The following is a 20,259-nucleotide window of genomic DNA, read 5'->3' as shown; positions in this document are numbered from 1 at the left end:
TGTCGCTGCCGATAAGCGTACCGTGGAGACAGGAGGTTTTGAATGAAGATTCAATTGAATGATGTGGCTTCAGTTCAGGCGGTCACCGAACGAAGTTCGAAGCAAATCTCCAGTGACGTTGTGGCGACTCCGAGGACAACCACGGATCGAGCCACATTGAATGCGGACAGTGCCTCCGTCCAGGCACTCGTTACCCAGGCGCTGAAGACACCCGATACGCAGCAAGGTAAGGTAGATGCGATCAGACAGGCACTCGATGCAGGCCAATATCAGATCGATCCAGAGAAAGTTGCCGACGCCATCATAAGTCAGCAATCAAAGTAACTTGGAGGGTTTGAACTCTGTCCAGGGGAGTGGATTCATCTCGATAGCGGATGTTCCAATCCGCACGCTCTGCCCGTTGAGTGAGGAACACCACCTAGCCATCGCTCCCAGCGATGTTCTATACTCGCATTTAAGTGGAGCTTCTCCTCAATATCGCATGGTTCTCGGTCTCCATCTTCCTGACCGTGTGGTGGATGAGCGCGCTGCGTCGTCGCGGCTCTGCTATCAAATGGACGGCTTGTGTCGCTCTGGCGTTGCTTGTTGTGCTTTTGCTCCCTGCGATCTCGATTACAGATGACCTAATGGCGTCACGGGCGCAAGCAGAGGTAGAGCATGCACTTCCCGGAGATCAGACGGGGCTTCCGCCTGCCAGTTCAGCGGCCTTGATGGATGCCGTCCCGTTCTATACTCGGGTTCTCTCTGTGGGTCCGCTCTTAGGGATCGAGTCGGCACAACTGCGGCCTCGTACTGTTTCGACAGTGGTATTGACGGGCTTCGTTAGAGCACTCGGCGTTCGTCCACCTACTGAAGCTGTCTCTGTCGGCCTGCGGGACATTGCGTAACTGATCGTCCTTCCCTTTTAAAACCTCTTTTTACTTGAACCAGATTCGGGAGTTGTATGCCCCCAAAACGTTCAGGGATGATGTGCCTGTGGATTCTACTGTCAGCATCTTCAATGTATGCGCAGTCAAATCCGCCACCCGTCTCTACAGCACCTTTGACGATGCAACAAGCCGTGGAAAGAGCGCTGGAGCGTAACCCGGCTCTACTCGCGGCCCGCGAGCACCTTGCAGCGACCCGTGCCCAGCGCATCACCGCGGCGCAACGCCAAAATCCCACCTTGACGCTTCTTGGCCAGGGCGTAACCTTGCCCGAGGTCAACAACGAGGGTGGAAACCCTTACTACTATTCGGCAAATGTCTCACGTCTCTTCGAGCGGGGGCAGAAGCGGCGTTGGCGCATGGATAGCGCCACAGCAACCGGCGATCAAACGGAAGATCAGTTGAAGGATCAGGAACGTCAGGTCACCCTGAACGTTCGCCAGGCGTTTACCAATCTGCTGGTCGCCAAGGAATCGCTCTCCATCGCCGAAGAGAACCTCACCGACTATCGCAAGACCGTAGACCTGAGTAAATCGCGGCTCGATGCCGGCGATATCACCCGCACCGACTATGAGCGAATCGACCTCCAACTCGCTCAGTTTGAGTCCGACGACGACAATGCGAAGCTCACCATCCAACAGAACAGCGCACAGCTTCAACTGCTCTTTGGGGTAGAACATCCCGATCCGACCTTGGACGTAATCGGGGCTCTCGATCTCCCGGCTCTCACCAAGACCCGGGAGGAAGCAGAGCAGGCCGCAGTCGCCCAACGGCCAGATCTCGGTGCCGCTCAGCAGGGCCTGGTGGCCGCCCGCGCAAACGCGCAGTTCGCGGTGGCTGGTGGAACCGCAGATCCTACAGCCGCGCTGGAGTACGAACGGAGCGGAGCGAACAACACGCTGGGCGCCAGCATCGCCATCCCTCTGCGTATCTTCGATCGAAATCAAGGCGAAAAAGAGCGGACCCGCTTTGAGGTGAACTCCAGCCAATTCGCCGTCCAGGCGGCGCGCAATCAGGTAATCAACGATGTGGATCAAGCCTGGAGCGCGCTAGAGACCGCGAGACACCTCGCCGATCGCTACAACTCTCACTATCTCGAGGAAGCAGGCCGCGTTCGCGACAATCTCCAGTTCAGCTATCGCAATGGCAACGCCACGCTTCTGGACTATCTGGAGGCGCTGCGCGACTATCGCGCCATCCATCTGAGCAGCCTGAACGCCAACGCTCAGGTCTGGCTTGCGCTTCATCAACTGAGCTATGCAACCGCGACGGACATGACGCCATGAAGACCAGCATACGAATTAAATCCGCCAGCCTAGTCCTTGCGATTGCCGCAGGCTTTACCCTCTCGACAGCCGGATGCAAAGAGGCGCCCCCCGCCGCACCTGCGAATCAGCAGGCGAACGTGGGAGTCGAGACCACCACCGTCATGTCGCAGCAGAATATCGACTCCCTGGATGTGCCTGCCCACGTAATGGCAGACCCCACCAAAGTCGTCCACATCTATCCTCCGTTGAGCGGACGCATCTTCGGTCTGCGCGTTCTCCCCGGCCAGGAGGTCGGGAAGGGTGACGTCATCGCGATGCTGGAGAGCAGCGATGTCGCATTGGCGCGGACTGACTTCCAGAAGGCGAAAATCGAGGTGCTGCGTGCAGACCGCGCTCTGGCGAGAGGCAAACTGCTGCTCCAGCATGACGTGCTCTCGCAGGCGGACTACGCCGAGTTGGAAGCAACCGACGAGATAGCCCACTCCGAAGTAGAGCGAGCGCGGCAACGCATCCACGAACTCGGCTTCGATGAGAACGGAGTCTCCGATCAGGTAGCTCTTCGGGCTCCCATCAGCGGAGCGATCCTCGATGTGGGAACAGCGACAGGCGAGATGCAACGCTCCCTTGATAACGCGACCACCATCGCCACCATTGCCAATCTCGATACAGTCTGGGTGAGCGGAGACGTATTTGAACGCGACCTGTCTTCCTTGAAGACTGGAAGCCACGTTCAGGTACTCGTGCCCGCATATCCCGACACCAAACTGACAGGCACGATCGCGAATATCTCAGACGCACTCGACCCATCGACCCACACTCTGAAGTTGCGTGTCGTGCTGGTGAACAAGGGACACCTACTTAAGCCCGAGATGTTCGCCACCATTCGGATCGAAGGTGCATCCCGCCGGGTCTACCTCTTGCCTGAGACGGCTGTGCTGCACGAAGGGGAGAAGACGAGCGTATTTCTTCTGAACAGTCAGGGCAAGTTCGATCAACACCCCGTCCAGACCGGCCGCACCTTCGACAAGGCTGGCGTCCGGCAGGTAGAGATCCTCAGTGGTCTGAACGACGGCGATAAGGTCGTCACCGTGGGCGGCGCTCTTCTTCGCCCGGTTACAGGAGACTGATCGATGAAAGCTCTGATCCGCCGCCTGATCCAATTCCGGGCGATCGTCCTGATCGTCTTCTTCGTAATGCTCGCCGCTGGCGTCTTTGCTTTGACGCGGCTCGATATCGAGGCCTACCCCGACCCCTCTCCGCCTCTGGTCGAGATCATCACCCAGAATCCCTCCTGGTCTGCCGAAGAGATGGAGCAGCAGGTAACCGTTCCTGTCGAGACGACGTTGAACGGAACCCCTCACCTCGAAGAGGTCCGTTCTATCAGCATCTTCGGCCTCTCAGACGTCAAACTCTACTTCAGCTTCGGCTCCGACCAGTTTCGTGACCGTCAAGAAGTCTTGAACCGGCTTCAAACCCTGTCGCTGCCGAACAATCTGCAGCCTCAGCTGTCGCCATGGTCTCCCATCGGAGAGATCTACCGCTATCAGCTCACAGGTCCGGGATACTCGCTCAACGAGATCAAGGCTACCCAGGATTGGCTCGTCCGCCGCGAACTGAAACAGGTTCAAGGCATCATCGACATCACGACCTTCGGCGGAACCACGCGGCAGTATCAGGTGGAACCCGACCCCAACCGGCTCCTAAGCTATGGTGTCACGCTCACACAGGTGATCAACGCCTTGCAATCCAGCAACGCCAACGCCGGCGGTAACTATCTGCAACTCGGGGATCAGAGTGTCAACGTACGTGCCTTGGGACAGGTCCATGACACAGGAGACATCGGCGCCGTAGTCGTCGCGGAAAAGAACGGCGCACCGATCCGTATCAGCGACATCGCGGCCGTGAAAGAGGGCTTCCAGCCGCGAATGGGCCAGGTAGGCCGTAATCACGAAAACGACGTCGTCATCGGCATTGTGCTGCTCCAAAAAGGAGAGCAATCTCTGCCTGCCCTGCAAGGACTCAAGGCCAAGATTGAAAAGCTGAACAACGGCGGTCTCTTGCCTCGGGGCATGAAAATCAGCACCATCTACGACCGTACTAAGCTGATCGACAACACCACCCACACCGTGTGGCACGTCGTCATCACCGGACTCATCCTCGTCACGCTGGTGCTCTTGGTGATGCTGGGTGATCTGCGTATTACCTTCATCGCAGCCGTCACCATTCCGTTTGCGGTCTTGTTCGCCTTCGGACTGATGGTGGTCACAGACCACGCCGCAAACCTTATCTCCATCGGAGCGATCGACTTCGGCATCCTCGTCGATTCGTCCATCATCGTGCTCGAGAGCATCTTCCGAAAGCTCACGCGCCGTCTCCCCGGAGAGGACACTCGCGATCTGATCGTCGAAGGCGTCATGGAGGCGTCGCGGCCGGTGCTCTTCTCGACTGCCATCATCCTCATCGCCTTTGTCCCGCTGTTCACCATGCAGGGAGTCGCTGGACAAATCTTCTCCCCCATGTCGGTGACCTACGGCTTCGCGCTGATGGGAGCCCTTGGCTTCGCGCTCATCTTTGCCCCCGTACTCGCCTTCGTAACCGCTCCCAAGCAAGAGGCGAAAGGGGCAGGGAACACCTGGCTCAATGTTCGCTTGCGGCGCGGCTATGGCAAGGCCCTCAAGGCCACGCTGGGACATCCCAAGACAGTATGGCTTGGTGGCGCGGCGCTCCTTGCGGCAGGTGTCATCCTGTTCATCATGGTCGGTGGTGAGTTCATGCCGCCGCTCGAAGAAGGCAACCTGTGGATTCGTGCAACGTTGCCGCAGGACATCGCCTTCTCGACCTCCGCAAAGTTGGCCGGAGAGATGCGAAGCGTCATCGCGGAGTCCCCGGAGGTCTTACAGACCGTCTCGCAGATGGGCCGTCCAGACGACGGCACCGACGTCAGTTCCTTCAATAACATCGAAGTCTCCGTCACCCTAAAGCCAGCCAGTGAGTGGCGGCCGGGGCTGACCAAACCCAAGCTCATCGAAGAGATGAATCACCGCCTCTCGCGTTTCCCAGGCGTGGACCTCAATTTCTCGCAGAACATCCAGGACAACGTCGAAGAGGCCATGTCCGGAGTGAAGGGCGAAAACTCGCTCAAACTCTTCGGCGATGACTTCGACACATTGACCCATGTCGCCCAGAAGATCTCGGAGGTCATGACCTCCGTCCCAGGCGTCGCGGATGTCGGCGTGTTCAAGGTCGGCGGTCAACCTTCGCTGGTCATTCAGATCGACCGGCAACGGGCCGCCCGCTACGGAATTCTCTCGGGAGACATCAACGCAGTCATTCAAGCTGCCGTAGGTGGAGCTCCAATCTCGCAGGTAGTTCAGGGAGATAGGCGCTTCGATCTGACGGTGCGCTATCCCGATGCAAACCGCCACAGCGCCGACGCGATCCGCGGCATTCTCGTTCCCACCGCCGACGGAAGCCGCGTCCCGCTGGGCCAGATCGCCGATGTCTCAATCCGCGAGGGCAGCTTCATGATCTATCGCGAGGGAGGACGCCGCTACATCCCCATCAAGTTCAGCGTACGCGGACGCGACCTCGCCACCACCATCAACGAGCTCCAATCCAAACTCGCCCAACAGGTAAAGTTACCCTCCGGCTACGAGTACACCTGGGCCGGGGAGTTCGACTCGCTCAAGAAAGAACAGCGGCGGCTTGCGATTATCGTTCCTGTCTCCCTGGCGGTCATCGTCGTGCTTCTGTTCGTGCAGTTCAACTCCTGGAAAGACGCCCTGATCGTGCTTGCGACGCTACCCTTCGCCGCAGTAGGCGGAGTCGCCTCGCTCTTCATCACACGAACCCCCTTCAGCATCTCGGCCGCCGTAGGCTTTACCTCGCTCATAGGAGTCGCGACCCTAGGCGCAGTTGTCTTCCTTTCCGGAGTGCGCCGCTCCGAGCGTGAAGATAACAGCCTGGAAGGCTTCATGCACGGCTGTCTCGACGAGATGGTTCCCGTAGTGATGGCCTGCATGGCCGCCAGTCTCGGCCTGCTGCCCGCCGCGCTCTCCGACGGCATCGGAGCCCAGGCGCAACAGCCGCTGGCCCGCGTCGTCGTCGGTGGCATGCTCACCACAGTGCTTGCGATCCTCTTCATCCTGCCCCTCTTGCTGCGAAGGAGAGATCAGCCATAACGCGGTTGCGGGCGAGTCCCGCAACCGCCACGAAACCCAGAAAATCGGCTTGATACTCCCGTCAAGCCGATCTATATTCGGCTCCATGCTACATTTTGAGAATACGGAGGACCCCGTTGTTCCTCTCCCGGCCGCCTTCGGCGCGCTGGGATTTCCCGCAGAGTTGCAGGCAATCATTCAAGAATGAGAGGACTCAATATGATCCAAAGCTCCCGGCGGAATTGTCTCTCCCTGGCCTTCGCAGCAATCGTCGTCTTCGCACTCTTCCTCGCGGTCCCCTCTGCCTTCGCCCACACTCATCCAGAAGCGATGATGCCTGCGGCGGACTCAACCGTCACCTCGCCAAGCGTCGTCATGATGCACTTCAGCGGCGCGATCGAGCCGAAGTTCAGCCATCTCACCGTGACTGACGCCACCGGCCACGTCGTCAACAAGGATTCCTCCGCCGTCGGCGGAGACGCCAAGTCGATGACTCTCGCCATGCCAACGTTGCATCCCGGCGTCTACATCGTCAACTGGGTCGCCGTCTCCGTAGATAGCCACCGCTCGCAAGGTGAGTACAAGTTCACGGTCAAGTAGTGGCCAGTCCGATCCTCTTCTTTAGCGTTCTACTCGCAGCCTCCTCGGATGCCTCTTACGCCCTCATCCTCGGTATCGGGCTGGCCGGATGGTGGCTGGCCGCTCCCAACGCGGAGCAGCCAGCTTCACCTCCTTCCGCCTACCCACTGCGAAGCCTGCTTCTAGTCTGCATCGGAGTTCTGATGTTGGCGCATCTCGTCCGTCCCTGGTTTCTCGCCGCCAGTATGAGCGGCTCGACCGGCTTTGCGGAAAACCTCGCCCTCGCTCCCACAATCCTCTCCTCCACCCATCAGGGCACGCTCTGGTACCTTAACTCCCTCGGGCTCGCGATCCTGCTGGTAACGGTCCTGCTAGGCAGAAAACCCGTCGCCATCTGGTCCGCCATCGGCGCTCTCTGCCTGATAGCCTTCGCCAAGGCGGCCTCTGGACACGCCGCCGACCAAGGCGACTTCACCCTCACCGAACTCACCCAACTCCTGCACATCCTCGCGACCGCTGTCTGGGCCGGTTCGGTGCTCATCTCCGGTCTCATTATTCTGCCCCGGCTGGCCCGCCACGCCGGCATCGCAACGCTCTGGACCTACGGAAATCGTCTCTCGCAGACCGTCACCTGGGCTCTCATCGTGCTGGTCCTCTCCGGCATCTACACCTCCGACCGCGAGCTCAACAACTCCTTGCCGGCGCTCTGGACCAGCACCTGGGGTAAGATATTGCTCATCAAGGTTGCGTTTGTTCTTGCGGCGCTCTCCCTGGGCGCAACCAGCCGTCTCTTCTGTCTACAACGTCCCGCGACCGGGAGACGAACTACATTGCTGCTTCGTCTAATACTTGCCGAAGCAATCGTCATGGTCTTTATTCTTTGCCTCTCGGGTCTACTCGCCAATACAGCACCCCCGATGGCAAACATGTAATCTGGATGGACCGAGGATAAAAATGCGCAGTCTGGCAACAGCACGTCGTGGAGGGCAGGGAAGACTCACTGCCGCCACTCTGCTCGCCTCGCTGCTGCTCCTGCTCTGCCAGGCATTCTTCTCCGATCCCGCCGGCGCAACCACACCCTTGCCAGCCTGCTGCCGTGCTCATGGCAAACACTTCGCTGGGATGCAGGGCGAGTGCAGCGGCCGGCCCGCAAGTCAGTCCGGCCTAACCTCTGTCCACGAGAAGTGCCCCTACTCTCCGCTCGCTCCGTCCAGCGTACATACACCATCCTTCGCGCTCAGCGACTCCTCTGATCTTCTAGGACTCGCGACACTAGCCTCAGCTTCATCCATCCAGCACACCCCCTGGATCCCCACTAGCTTCGACAGCTCCCACCCCAAACGCGGTCCTCCTTCGGCAATCGTTCTTCTCTGAAGATCTTCCCCTCAGAAAAGCTCCGCATGGACTCCATCCATGCCCAACGACCCCGGAGGCTCCACCGTGCACTCGCCCATGCGCAGCAGCTTGCTGCTCGTCGCGCTGTCTGCTTTTCCCTTCTGCGCACTCGCTCAAGAGACCGTCAATAACGCGTCTCTCAGCGGTCGCGTCACCGACACCTCTGGAGCGGTCATTCCCGGAGTCTCGGTCACCGCTCGTCAAAACGCCACCAACCGTACCCGAACCATCCTCACCGACTCAGAGGGCCGCTTCCGCTTTGCTTACCTGCAAGTAGGCCCGTACGAACTTACCGTCACGCAGTCCGGCTTTGCGGACGCCCACATTCCAGTAACTCTCACCATCGGCGCTGCCTTTGACATCCCCGTCAAGCTCGCCATCGGCTCCGAGCAATCCGTGGTCAACGTAGCTGCCGCTGCGCCTCTCCTCGAGACAGACCGCAGTCAGATCGCCGGCACCATCTCCCAGACCGAGGTCGCCAACCTCCCCTTCAACGGACGCAACTTCCTCGACCTCGCCCTTCTCGTCCCCGGGGTCTCTCCCACCAACACCGGAGCCAACCAACTCTTCGCCGAGACCTCCGCCGTCGGAGGGCAGGGCATCTCCGTCAACAGCCAACGCAACTTCTCCAACAGCTTCATCGTCGACGGCCTCTCCGCCAACGACGACGCAGCGGGCCTCGTGCAGACGGGCTTCGGCATGGACGTCATTCACGAGATGCAGGTCGTCACCAGCGGTGGTCAGGCGGAGTTCGGCCGCGCTCTCGGCGGCTACATCAACTTCGTCTCCAAGAGCGGCTCGAACGACCTCCACGGCAACCTCTACGGTTACCTCCGCAATCAGCGCCTCAACGCCGCCAATGCGCTCTCCCGCACCAACCTCCCGCTCACCCAGGCCCAGTACGGCGCCTCGCTGGGCGGCCCCATCGTTCGCGACCGCACCTTCTACTTCGGCAACTTCGAGCAACGCAACCTCAACCAGAACGGCATCATCACCATCACCTCCGCCAACGCCGCAGCCATCAACACCGTCCTGCAGAACACTGGCTATCAAGGCCAGCAGCTCGCCATCAGTCCTACAAACCCGACGACCCTTTACTCCAACCCCGTGCGCTCCAGCAACTTCTTCGTCAAGCTCGATCACCACATCAGCCAGCGCGATCAGTTGAGCGCCCGCTACAGCCTGTACCACGTCGCCAGCCAGAACTCCCGAGGCGTTGGAGGTATCAGCTACACCAGCGCCGCTGCGGGCCTTGAAGATCTCGACCAGACCATCGCCATCAGCAATCTGGCCATCCTCACCCCCCGCACCGTCAATGAAACTCGCGGCCAGTTCACCAACAGCAATCTCCAGGCTCCCGTCAACGATCCCATCGGCCCTGCAGTCAGCATCTCCGGCATAGCCTCCTTCGGTACGCTCTCCGCCTCGCCCACCGCACGTTACGACCGCCTCTACGAGCTCGTCGACAACCTCTCCCATCAGGCCGGAGCCCACGCCCTCCGCGTCGGAGTCGACCTCCTCTACAACGACCTCACCATCACCTTCCCGCAGTCCATCCGTGGCAGCTACGCCTTCTCCTCCCTCGCCACCTTTCAGAAGGGAACCTACACCACCTTTACCCAATCCTTCGGCAACACCATCGTCCCTCAACTCAATCCCAACATCGGCTTCTACGCCCAGGACGAGTGGAAGATCAGCCCTCAACTCACCCTCAACGCTGGCCTCCGCTACGATCTCCAGTTCCTCAAGCAAGTCTCCACCGACACCAACAACATCTCCCCACGCTTCGGCTTTGCCTGGTCTCCCTACAAGAATCGCAACACCGTCATCCGCGGCAGCTTCGGCCTCTTCTACGATCGCGTCCCGCTCCGTGCCCTCTCCAACGCTCTCGAATCTGACAACAACGGCACAGCCATCAACAACTCCACCTTCACCACTCTGGCGCTCTCCTTCGGTCAGGCCGGAGCGCCGACCTTTCCCAACATCGCCACCGGCTATACCGCTACCACCATCCCGTCGAACACTCGCCTCAGCCTGACCACCATGGATCCTCACCTGCAGAACGCCTACTCCGAGCAGTCCAGCATCGAGGTCGATCAGCAAATCACCCAGAAGAGCAGCCTCGCCATCAGCTATGAGCACCTACGCGGAGTACATCTTCTTATCTCCGTCAACCTCAACACCCCCACATGCCTCTCCAACGTCGATCCCATCAACCTCTGCCGCCCCATCACTACCTACGCCAACAACAAGGAATACGCCGCAGCGGCAGACTCCTACTACGACGGCCTCTCCGTCTCTTACGTCCAACGGCCCAGCCGCTGGGGCAGCTACCGCATCTCTTATACCTGGTCCAAGGCCATCGATAACGTCGGCGAGTTCTTCTTCAGCTCTCCCATCAACAACTTCAACCTCGCCATGGACCGCAGCCGCTCCGACGACGACCAGCGCCACCGCGTGGTCTTCGACGCCACCCTTCACACCTCGATGGAGCCATCCCGCACCCTCGCCGGACGTCTTACCCACGGCTTCCAACTAGGCGGCATCCTGCAGTACTACTCCGCTCTCCCGTTCAACATCACCACCGGCGCAAACTCCATCCAGACCACGCCTCTGCGCCCTTGCGTATCCGGCCTCGTGAGCTGTACCGCCGTGCTACCGGGCACTGTGATCGGACGCAACGCAGGCATCGGCTTCGACACCTTCACCCTCAGTGCACGTCTCAGCCGCACCATTCCTATCGGCGAACGCTTCAAGCTGCAAGGCATCGCCGAAGCCTTCAACGCTCTCAACCATCGCAACAATCAGATCCCCAACGGAACCTTCGGTACCGGTGTCTATCCCACCAATCCATCATCTACCTTCGGAACCCCCACCGCCGTAGGCGATCCCCGCAACGTACAACTGGCCCTGCGCCTCTCGTTTTAGCGGAAAGGCTTTCTCTCACATCAGCCACAAAAGGAAAAGATTGCCATGAGATTGAAATCCTTCACTGTCACCGTTGCCGCACTGCTCCTGCTCTCAGGCGTACCCTTCGCCCTCTGGCACTCGCGTCACCGCTCTGGCTTCACTCTCACCCAGGAACCGGCGTACCGCTTCGAGCCTCAACCCCGCCCGCTCTTCAGCGCACGCCGCCCAGTCGTCGGCAGCACAGTAGCGGGTGGCCTCTACCTTCTCACCGTGGAGGGAAGCCACGAAGCCAGCACCCTCCAACTCCGCATGTCGCACGACGGAGGAGAGCACTGGATGGCCCCGCAACGCCTCAGCGCCGAAGACGCCACCGTCAACGCCTCCTCCGAAAACGCTCCGCAACTCGCCAGCCGCGCCATGTACGCCTACGCCCTCTGGATGGACCGCTCAGAGTCCTCCGGCTCTCGCATCCTCCTCGCCCGTTCCAGTGGCATGGACGCCAAGCCTCCCGTCGGAGTCCCCGTCACCGATAAGCTCCCCACCGACAAGTCCTACTCCGGCTTCCCATCCCTGGGCCTCGCCCCCAACGGCGACGTTTACGCCGCATGGCTCGACGGCCGTGACAACACCAGCAACGGCACCTTCAACATCTACCTCGCCCGCTCCACCGACAAGGGACTCACCTTCCACAAGAACGTCAAGGTCGCTATCCTCTCCTGCCCCTGCTGCCGCCCCTCCATCGCCTTCGGCCCCAACGGCAAGGTCTACGTCGCCTACCGCCACGTCTACGGAGACAACGAGCGCGACATCGCCGTCGCCACCTCCAACGACTTCGGCGAACACTTCAGCGAACCCGTTCGCGTCAACCTCGACCGCTGGCGCATCCTCGGCTGCCCCGAGTCCGGCCCCGTCATGGCCGTGCAGAACGGTAAACTCCTCGTCGTCTGGTACTCCGCAGCCAGCAACCACCCCGGTCTACGCCTCGCCCAGTCCACCGACGGCGGAGCCTCTTTCCATGCACCTCTCTCTATCGACGGCAACATCCCCGGCGCTAACCACCCCTTCCTCACCGCCACCGACGACGGTCGTATCGCCCTCACCTTCTCCGGCCGCACCTCGGGAGAAAACGGCACATGGGGAAGCTTCTCCTCCTTCCTGGTCACCATCTCGAGCGACGGGAAGACCACACCGCCTCAGACTCTTCCCGGAACCGTCAGTCTCGACCGCTACCCAACCGTCGCCCTAGACGCCGACGGCAGCGTCTTCGTCGCCACCAGCAACAACGGAGAAGAGAGCCCAACCGCATATCTCTACCGAGCCCGCCCCACACAATAAAAGAGTCCTCGATATGTCAAGCCCGAATCAGCAGGGAAGGAACGAGCCTTCAGCGTAAAATGACGAGGGCTCGACCAAAGCGAGTCACCGCGTCCCATGTCGGGCGCTGGGCACTCTAGAAAGGCATCTCCCTTGAAGGCACTTGTAAAAAGCCGCGCAGAACGCGGCCTCTGGCTCGAAGACGTACCCGAACCCGAGATCGGCATCAACGACGTCAAAATCCGCGTCCTCTACACTGGCATCTGTGGCACAGACCTCCACATCTACGAGTGGGACGCCTGGGCCAGCTCCGTCATCCAGCCCGGCCTCACCATCGGCCACGAGTTCGTCGGCGAAGTCGTCGCCATTGGCTCGAACGTCGACGACCTAGCCATCGGCCAGATCGTCTCCGGCGAAGGTCACGTCGTCTGTGGCCGCTGCCGCAACTGCCTCGCCGGCCGCCGCCATCTCTGCGCCCACACCATGGGCGTCGGCGTTAATCGCAACGGTGCCTTCGCCGAGTTCGTCGTTCTGCCCATGTCCAACATCTGGCAGCACTCCAAGGGCATCTCGCTCGAGATCGCCTCCATCTTCGATCCCCTCGGCAACGCCGTCCACACCGCCCTGGCCTTTCCCGTCCTCGGGGAAGACGTTCTCGTCACCGGCGCGGGCCCCATCGGCATCATGGCCGCAGCCGTAGCCCGCCACGCCGGAGCCCGCCACGTCGTCATCTCCGATCCCAATCCCTACCGCCGCGCCCTCGCCGAAAAGGTCGGCGTCACCCTGGCCGTCGATCCCCGCACTACGCTTCTCGCCAAAATTCAAAATCAGTTACATATGCAGGAAGGCTTCGACGTCGGCCTGGAGATGTCCGGCAACCCCTCCGCCTTCCGTGACATGCTCTCCAACATGAGCCACGGCGGCAAGATCGCCATGCTAGGCATCCCCTCCGAACAGATCGCCATCGACTGGAACCAGGTCGTCTTCAATCAACTCACCCTCCGCGGCATCTACGGCCGTGAGATGTACGAGACCTGGTACATGATGACCGTGATGCTCGAGACCGGCCTCGACATCTCCTCCGTCATCACCCACCGCATGAACTGGCGCGACTACGAGGACGGCTTCTCTGCCATGCGCTCCGGCAACTCCGGCAAGGTCATCCTTGACTGGCGTGATGTGTCATAGACTGGCGTGATCTGGCATAGCCGTATACTGCCCTCGGAGCACAACGGAGAACTGTCATGAACCATCGCATCACCGGCACCACCATGCCCGTCCTCGAGTTCGCCCTCGACCCCAACGACGCCGTCATCTCCGAAGCCGGCGAGCTCTCCTGGATGTCCGCCTCGATCCAGATGACCACCCACACCCAGCACGCCGGTGGCGGAGGCTTCCTTGGCGTCATCAAGCGCGTCGCCGGCGGCGGATCGCTCTTCATGACCGAGTACCGCGCCTACAGAGTCCCCGGCGAGGTCGCCTTCGCCACCCGCGTCCCCGGCCACATCGTCCCCGTCCCCGTGGGCAACGGATACGAATACCTCATCCACCGCCACGGCTTCCTCTGCGCCACCGCTGGCATCGAACTCGGCGTCGGCTTCCAGCAATCTCTCGGCGCGGGCATCTTCGGCGGCGACGGCTTCCTCCTGCAGAAGATCTCTGGACAGGGAACCGCCTGGCTCGAGCTCTCCGGCGAAGTCGTCATCAAAGACCTCGCCGCTGGCGAAACCCTCCGCGTCCATCCCGGCCACGTCGGAGCCTTCCAGTCCAGCGTCGCCTTCCAGATCCAGCGTATCCCCGGCCTTAGGAACATGATCTTCGGTGGCGACGGTATCTTCCTCGCGGCCCTCACCGGCCCCGGCCGCATCTGGCTCCAAACCCTCCCCATCTCCCGGCTCGCCCATCAACTACAGGAGTACATGCCCTCCCACCGTGCCGAACAGACCGAAGCAGGAGTAGTAGGCGGCATCGTAGGCAACATCCTAAGACGCATCGACTAAACCAAATCCAATTCCTTTGCTCTTATCGCTCTTCTTATCCCCCTGATCACCGTTACGCTCTGCCATTTTTCTGGAGCTGCGCAAATCGCGGTCGCACCGAATCAAGGCACCTTAGGATGACGTCTCTCGCGCCACCATCTCGAGACATCCGGCGAGAACTCGAGAGCGAGATTCCCCAGCGCCCCCTCTAGCGTCACGACCGAAGAGTTCACCAACGACAGCCCAATGCCCGTCTCGTCGGAAGGATAGTAAACGTTCGAGATTAACCCCGCGCTGAAGTTTCCCAGCACATTCGAGTAGTTGGGTTGGCGCTTCCCGTTATCTCCACGACAGATAAACGCCCCTAGCAGCGCATGACGAACCCGCGTCCGAATTGTGCCGCTCCCTTTACGGAAAAAACGAGGATCCTGATGCAGCAGAATCGGGTAAACCGCTCCCGCCAACATTGTTCCATCCACGATATCGGCGGCATTCGCTCCAACGCGTTTGAAGTAACCCTCAGCTCCCCAACCATATCCACGATGCGTTCCCGCAATCTCGCTGAACCCCGCCAGCACAAACGCCCCCACCCCGTTGAATGGGTCGAACGTCGAGTGCAGCGCCAACACCGTCTTCTGTCCCTTCGAAAGCGGCACGGCACGCCCGCTAATCACCGTATTGAAGTTCGGCACTACTGTCATGATGCGCTGCTGCACTTGACCCTCAAGCTCCTTTTGAGCCTGGGCATGTAGTCGCGCCTTTCGCTCATCCTCAGTCTCCTGCGCCTCTCGTTCTCCGGAACTCTGTATTGCTCCTTCCTGTTGCAGCACGAACGAAGGAGCATCGGGCAGCGCGGCAGGAATGCCCTCCGCCGTGGTCAGCATCGCAACCTCTTCCGACTGCGCGCGACAACGCTCAGCACTGGTAAGAGCAGAGAGGACAAGGGCCCAAAGGCCAAGATGCAGGGTGAAGTTGCGCATGATGAAAACCGGAATCAATCGACAAATCCAATTGGTACTCACATGGATGCCGGCTGCCTTCATTCGGAGGTATCGCGGTCCATAGCCACCGCTATGTCCGCCGCGTGACGTTACCGCCGCTACGATCTATCCTAAGAAAGATGCTTCCTTTTCTTGATCTCCGACACGTCAACATCGCCCGCGGCAGCAACACCGTACTCCACGACATCAACCTCACCATCGCCGCCGGCGAACACATCGCCATCCTCGGCCCCAACGGCTGCGGAAAATCCACCCTCATCAAGACCATCACCTGCGAGTGCTACCCCATCGTCCAGCCGGATACCTCCGTCAGCATCTTCGGACGCGCCCGTTGGGACCTCACCGAGCTCAAGAAGCGCCTCGGCGTCGTCTCTGCAGAACTTCCCGGCAAACCCACCCTCCACACCACCGGCCGCGACGCCGTCCTCACCGGCTTCTTCTCCAGCTCCACCCTCTGGCCCAACCTCCTCTCCTCCATCACCCCGGAGATGCAAGCCCGCACCGACGAGGTCCTTCACCGCATCGGCGGCGTCTCCCTCGCCAACAAGCCAGTCGGAGAGATGTCCGCCGGCCAGCAGCGCCGCATCATGATCGGCCGCGCCCTCGTAGGTTCAGCCCACGCCAGCTCAGAGCAAGCGGCCTCCTCCTCCATGCTTCTCCTCGACGAGCCCTCCAACGCCCTCGACCTCGCCGCCCAGCAGGACCTCCGCGACCTGCTCCGCACCCTCGCCCAGCAGGGAACCGGTATCCTTCTCATCACCCACCACATCGCCGACATCATCCCTGAGATCAACCGCATCATTATGTTAAAAGACGGCCGCATCCACGCCGACGGCCCCAAAGACACCCTCCTCACCGCCCCCATCCTCAGCGACCTCTTCCAAACCGAGGTGCGCCTCACCCAAAAAGACGGCTTCCACCACGCCTGGTAGATCCCAACGATTGCTATTTATAGAAGGACTCTTGAAACCCACACACCAAGAGCATCCCTCTTATGCACTCACACTCAGCGGTTTTAATTTCAAGCTGCGTTCCACCACATTCGGATGGGCCAGGCATCGGAAGCCATGTCCTGCCATCCGCCGCTTGACCCGCATGGGATCTCGGCTCGCTATGAAATTCTGGCATCCCTCATGAGAGCGTTCATTCAATCGAATGACATCCGTTGCCGTCTCAAGCAGTACCGGCCCAAATATCGTCTTATACAGCCCGAAGATCGTATAGCCAGCGGTCCGAAGAAGAACACAGACCGGCGATTCCATTCCGTGATCGTCCTCGAAGATGATGTCCCTTATTCTTCCAGCGCTGAGTACATCCAGACTAGCGTTGAAGGTGGCTAACTCGTGACCTTCAATGTCGATCTTCAACACCCCAGCCTTCCCGTCGCACTGCTCAAGAATCTCGGTCAGGGTAATAGTAGGAACCTCGACCTCCTTGAAATCGCCGTCCTGCCATCGATCCAACGACGCTAGCCCATAATTGCCCGCAAAATCTTTCTCCGGAAAACGGAGATGCGCCGTTCCTTTGTGGGTACTCACAGCCATCTGATTGACGCAGATGGACGCAGACATCGTTGGATACACGCCCACCCACAACGATCTGTTTTTATCCAAGTGTTTGAAGAGTTCAGGATGCGGCTCAAAGGAGAAGATCTTCTTCGCCCCCGCGGCGATCGCCACAGAGGACATGTACCCGATATTCGCGCCCACATCGAGGAACACATCGTCCGGCTCTGTCAGCCGGAAGATTCCTTCCACCACGGACATCTCAAACAGGCCATGATGTGCGATCGTCCGACCCATCACCTCGGACGTATTCACCTCGATGGGAAGCTTCCATGGAAGCTCAACCGTGACGAGCCCCTCCTCGGTATGCTTGCCGAACACCCTGCGGAGTAGAGCTCCTGGCTGGAGCAGATACTCCGGCTTGTTGACAGACCTCACTATATTCTGCATGCACACCAATACCACGCCCCATGTATCACTTGCACGAGTTAGTTTGAGTAAAAAAGCAACCAAATGCCGCAATGCAGTGAAATGATTCGGCTAAGTACATCCAGGCCAACACATGCAAAAGAATGCATCATCCAGGCGGGCATCATGAAAAACAGAAAACTTGTACAAAATGAGACACCTGATTAAGTGTCGATTTAGGAAAATCCAGAAATAAACTTTAGATTCACGGCCGACGATACGAAAATGACGAACAAGAAGCGAGCATCCGTGCGACCATATCCGCATAAAGAAGATGCACTTGTAACTTCTTCTCCACAGGGAAATTTGCCCATAAAACAGCGAAGAACATCGTCGCCAGGATCGAAATAACTCCGACATCAGCCGCGATCCCCAACCCCTCACAAGTCCATCTTTAGATGAGAGAATCGTAAGAGAATTGTGCGTTGGAACGGACCTCTCATAGGATGTTATTGAGTTCTGCGCGAGGCCTGCCGTAAGCAGGACAGCAGGGCCTTCAAAATGGTAGAAATTGGCTGAGGAGAACCGCATGGCTCGTCGCTCGGGAAGCGTCGCGGAAGAGGGTAAGCTAGACAGCAAAGAGCAGGCTTTCGAGCAGGTTACGGCGGATCTGACACCGGAGCGCCTGATCGAGTTCTATCGGCTGATGTATCTCTCCCGCCGCACGGACGACCGCGAGATCGTTCTCAAGCGACAGCAGAAGATCTTCTTCCAGATCTCCTGCGCAGGCCACGAAGCCTTGCTCGTAGCAGCCGGAATGGCCCTGAAACCAGGCTACGACTGGTTCTTCCCTTACTACCGGGATCGCGCCATCTGCCTGACCCTGGGGAACACCGTCGAAGAACAGCTCTTGCAGGCAGTAGGGGCAGCCGACGATACCGCCAGCGGCGGACGCCAGATGCCCTCCCACTGGTCCAGCCGCAAGCTGAACATCGTCACCTCTAGCTCCTCCACCGCAACCCAGTGCCTGCACGCCATCGGCTGCGCGGAGGCCGGACGATACTTCTCGCGCCATCCCGAAGCCGCTGCCAAGCACGAAGGCGACTACCGCGAGTTCAAAGACGTTAAATTCCACGGCGACGAAGTCGTCTACGTTTCCATCGGCGAAGGTTCGACAAGCCAGGGCGAGTTCTGGGAGTCCTTGAACACCGCCAGCAACGGCAAGCTCCCCGTCGTCTACGTGGTAGAGGACAACGGCTACGCAATCTCGACCCCAGTAGAGGCAAATACTCCCGGTGGCAACATCTCGCGCTTGATCGCGAACTTCCCCAACTTCCACTTCGCGGAAATCGACGGGACCGACCCCATCGCCAGCTACAAAGCAATGGTCGAAGCAGTCGCCTACTGCAGAGCAGGGAACGGACCCGCACTGGTCCACGGCCATGTGATCCGCCCCTACTCGCACTCCATGAGCGAAGATGAACGCGACTACCGCTCTGCGGCCGAACTCGAGGCAGACGCGCTGCGGGACCCCATCGCCAAGATGCAGGTGTGGCTTCTTCGTGAGGGAATACTCGACGCCGACGGCATCAACGCACTGGAAAAGAAGGTCGACGAGGAGGTGCAGCAAGCCTCGGACCGCGCCGTCAGGGCCAAGGCCCCCGAGGTCTCCACGATCCTGCGCCACCAGTACTCAGAAGATCTAAGCTGCACAGACGCCCGCTTCGACACCGCGCCCGTCACGGCAAACGACCCCGCCGAACGCACCATGGCGGACCTCATCAACACCTGCCTCAAGGACGAGATGCGCCGCGATGAGCGCATCGTAGTCTTCGGCGAGGACGTCGCAGATGCCACCCGAACCGCGCTCCTCCAGGACGAAAAGATCAAGGGCAAAGGCGGCGTCTTCAAGCTAACCTCCGGCCTGCAGCGCGAGTTCGGCAACGACCGCGTATGGAACTCCCCACTCGCGGAGGCAAACATCGTCGGCCGCGCCATCGGGATGGCCGTCCGCGGACTGAAGCCCGTCGTCGAGATCCAGTTCTTCGACTACATCTGGCCCGCAATGCACCAGATGCGCAACGAGCTCGCATTGATCCGCTGGCGGTCGAACGCAGGCTTCAGTTGCCCGCTCGTAATGCGTGTGCCAATCGGCGGCTACCTCACTGGTGGCTCCATCTATCACTCGCAGAGCGGCGAGAGCATCTTCACCCACACTCCCGGCGTACGCGTAGTCATGCCCTCCAACGCCCTCGACGCGCTTGGACTTCTCCGCACAGCCATCCGCTGCGACGATCCCGTGCTCTTCCTGGAGCACAAGCGCCTCTACCGCGAGACCTTCGGACGAGCCGCATATCCAGGCCCGGACTTCTGCATCCCCTTCGGCAAGGCAAAGATTGTGCGTCCCGGAAAGGACCTCACCCTAGTCACCTACGGCGCGGTAGTTCCGCGCGCATTGCAGGCAGCGCAAAAGCTGCACCGCGACGCCGGCATCGACGTCGAACTCATCGATCTGCGCAGCCTCAGCCCCTACGACTGGGAGACCATCGCCGAGAGCGTCCGCAAGACCAACCGCGTCATCATCGCCCACGAAGACATGCTGAGCTGGGGCTACGGAGCCGAGATCGCCGCCCGCATCGGCGACGAGCTCTTCCACGACCTCGACGCCCCCGTACGCCGCGTAGCAGCAATGGACACCTTCGTCGCCTACCAGCCGCTGTTGGAAGACGCAATCCTGCCGCAACCGGAAGACCTCTATCGCGCCATGGCAGACCTGGCAGCCTTCTAACGCTCCTCAAAGAACGGCATCGGCGC

At 60.0% G+C, this 20,259-nt stretch carries 16 protein-coding genes; 14 read left to right on the top strand and 2 right to left on the bottom strand.

Annotated features, from left to right (window positions below; genetic code table 11):
• The first annotated feature begins 42 nt into the window (after positions 1 to 42).
• The 12 genes from flgM (at position 43) to HB393_RS02685 (ending at position 14,552) form a co-directional block, all read left to right on the top strand.
• The gene (gene flgM, locus HB393_RS02740) at positions 43 to 324 is read left to right on the top strand and encodes a flagellar biosynthesis anti-sigma factor FlgM (RefSeq protein ID WP_213803590.1); all 282 of its coding nucleotides are present in this window, start codon (positions 43 to 45) and stop codon (positions 322 to 324) included.
• 134 nt (positions 325 to 458) lie between these two features.
• Positions 459 to 887 (top strand): hypothetical protein, encoded by a 429-nt coding sequence (locus tag HB393_RS02735; RefSeq protein ID WP_213803589.1) that lies wholly within the window; start codon positions 459 to 461, stop codon positions 885 to 887.
• 56 nt (positions 888 to 943) lie between these two features.
• A complete protein-coding gene (locus HB393_RS02730) occupies positions 944 to 2,212 on the top strand; it encodes a TolC family protein (protein ID WP_255550720.1) in 1,269 nt (422 codons plus the stop codon).
• Complete coding sequence (locus HB393_RS02725; protein WP_213803588.1) at positions 2,209 to 3,321, top strand: efflux RND transporter periplasmic adaptor subunit; 1,113 nt, start codon at positions 2,209 to 2,211, stop codon at positions 3,319 to 3,321. The genes HB393_RS02730 and HB393_RS02725 overlap by 4 nt, the downstream gene beginning before the upstream one ends.
• Before the next feature lie 3 nt (positions 3,322 to 3,324).
• On the top strand, positions 3,325 to 6,375 hold the full coding sequence (locus tag HB393_RS02720) for a CusA/CzcA family heavy metal efflux RND transporter (protein WP_213803587.1): 3,051 nt from the start codon (positions 3,325 to 3,327) through the stop codon (positions 6,373 to 6,375).
• 198 nt (positions 6,376 to 6,573) lie between these two features.
• On the top strand, positions 6,574 to 6,954 hold the full coding sequence (locus HB393_RS02715; RefSeq protein WP_213803586.1) for a copper resistance protein CopC: 381 nt from the start codon (positions 6,574 to 6,576) through the stop codon (positions 6,952 to 6,954).
• Positions 6,954 to 7,865, top strand: a complete 912-nt coding sequence (locus HB393_RS02710; RefSeq protein ID WP_213803585.1) for a CopD family protein — start codon at positions 6,954 to 6,956, stop codon at positions 7,863 to 7,865. The genes HB393_RS02715 and HB393_RS02710 overlap by 1 nt, the downstream gene beginning before the upstream one ends.
• Before the next feature lie 22 nt (positions 7,866 to 7,887).
• Positions 7,888 to 8,307 carry a hypothetical protein gene (locus HB393_RS02705; RefSeq protein ID WP_213803584.1) on the top strand — a complete coding sequence of 140 codons (420 nt, stop codon included), beginning with the start codon at positions 7,888 to 7,890 and terminating at the stop codon, positions 8,305 to 8,307.
• A 39-nt stretch (positions 8,308 to 8,346) separates the two neighbouring features.
• Positions 8,347 to 11,256 carry a TonB-dependent receptor gene (locus HB393_RS02700; protein ID WP_255550719.1) on the top strand — a complete coding sequence of 970 codons (2,910 nt, stop codon included), beginning with the start codon at positions 8,347 to 8,349 and terminating at the stop codon, positions 11,254 to 11,256.
• A gap of 45 nt (positions 11,257 to 11,301) precedes the next feature.
• Complete coding sequence (locus HB393_RS02695) at positions 11,302 to 12,573, top strand: glycoside hydrolase (protein ID WP_213803583.1); 1,272 nt, start codon at positions 11,302 to 11,304, stop codon at positions 12,571 to 12,573.
• Positions 12,574 to 12,705: 132 nt separating this feature from the next.
• The gene (gene tdh, locus HB393_RS02690) at positions 12,706 to 13,740 is read left to right on the top strand and encodes an L-threonine 3-dehydrogenase (protein ID WP_213803582.1); all 1,035 of its coding nucleotides are present in this window, start codon (positions 12,706 to 12,708) and stop codon (positions 13,738 to 13,740) included.
• 56 nt (positions 13,741 to 13,796) lie between these two features.
• Positions 13,797 to 14,552: a TIGR00266 family protein gene (locus tag HB393_RS02685; protein WP_213803581.1), complete on the top strand. Its 756-nt coding sequence runs from the start codon at positions 13,797 to 13,799 to the stop codon at positions 14,550 to 14,552.
• Between the two features lie 101 nt (positions 14,553 to 14,653).
• Here the strand turns inward: HB393_RS02685 and HB393_RS02680 are convergent, their stop codons facing one another.
• Positions 14,654 to 15,529: a hypothetical protein gene (locus HB393_RS02680; protein WP_213803580.1), complete on the bottom strand. Its 876-nt coding sequence runs from the start codon at positions 15,527 to 15,529 to the stop codon at positions 14,654 to 14,656.
• Between the two features lie 122 nt (positions 15,530 to 15,651).
• On the opposite strand from HB393_RS02680, the gene HB393_RS02675 reads away from it, so the two are divergent.
• Positions 15,652 to 16,464 (top strand): ATP-binding cassette domain-containing protein, encoded by an 813-nt coding sequence (locus HB393_RS02675; RefSeq protein WP_213803579.1) that lies wholly within the window; start codon positions 15,652 to 15,654, stop codon positions 16,462 to 16,464.
• Between the two features lie 60 nt (positions 16,465 to 16,524).
• Here the strand turns inward: HB393_RS02675 and HB393_RS02670 are convergent, their stop codons facing one another.
• Positions 16,525 to 17,475 carry an FkbM family methyltransferase gene (locus tag HB393_RS02670; protein WP_213803578.1) on the bottom strand — a complete coding sequence of 317 codons (951 nt, stop codon included), beginning with the start codon at positions 17,473 to 17,475 and terminating at the stop codon, positions 16,525 to 16,527.
• Between the two features lie 559 nt (positions 17,476 to 18,034).
• Between HB393_RS02670 and HB393_RS02665 the strand changes: the two genes are divergently transcribed.
• Positions 18,035 to 20,233, top strand: a complete 2,199-nt coding sequence (locus tag HB393_RS02665; protein ID WP_213803577.1) for a dehydrogenase E1 component subunit alpha/beta — start codon at positions 18,035 to 18,037, stop codon at positions 20,231 to 20,233.
• The last annotated feature ends 26 nt before the right edge of the window (positions 20,234 to 20,259 follow it).

This window comes from Granulicella sp. dw_53 (assembly GCF_018449545.1).
In the GTDB taxonomy this organism is placed as follows: Bacteria; Acidobacteriota; Terriglobia; order Terriglobales; family Acidobacteriaceae; genus Edaphobacter.
This window is presented reverse-complemented; position numbering and strand designations above follow the sequence as displayed.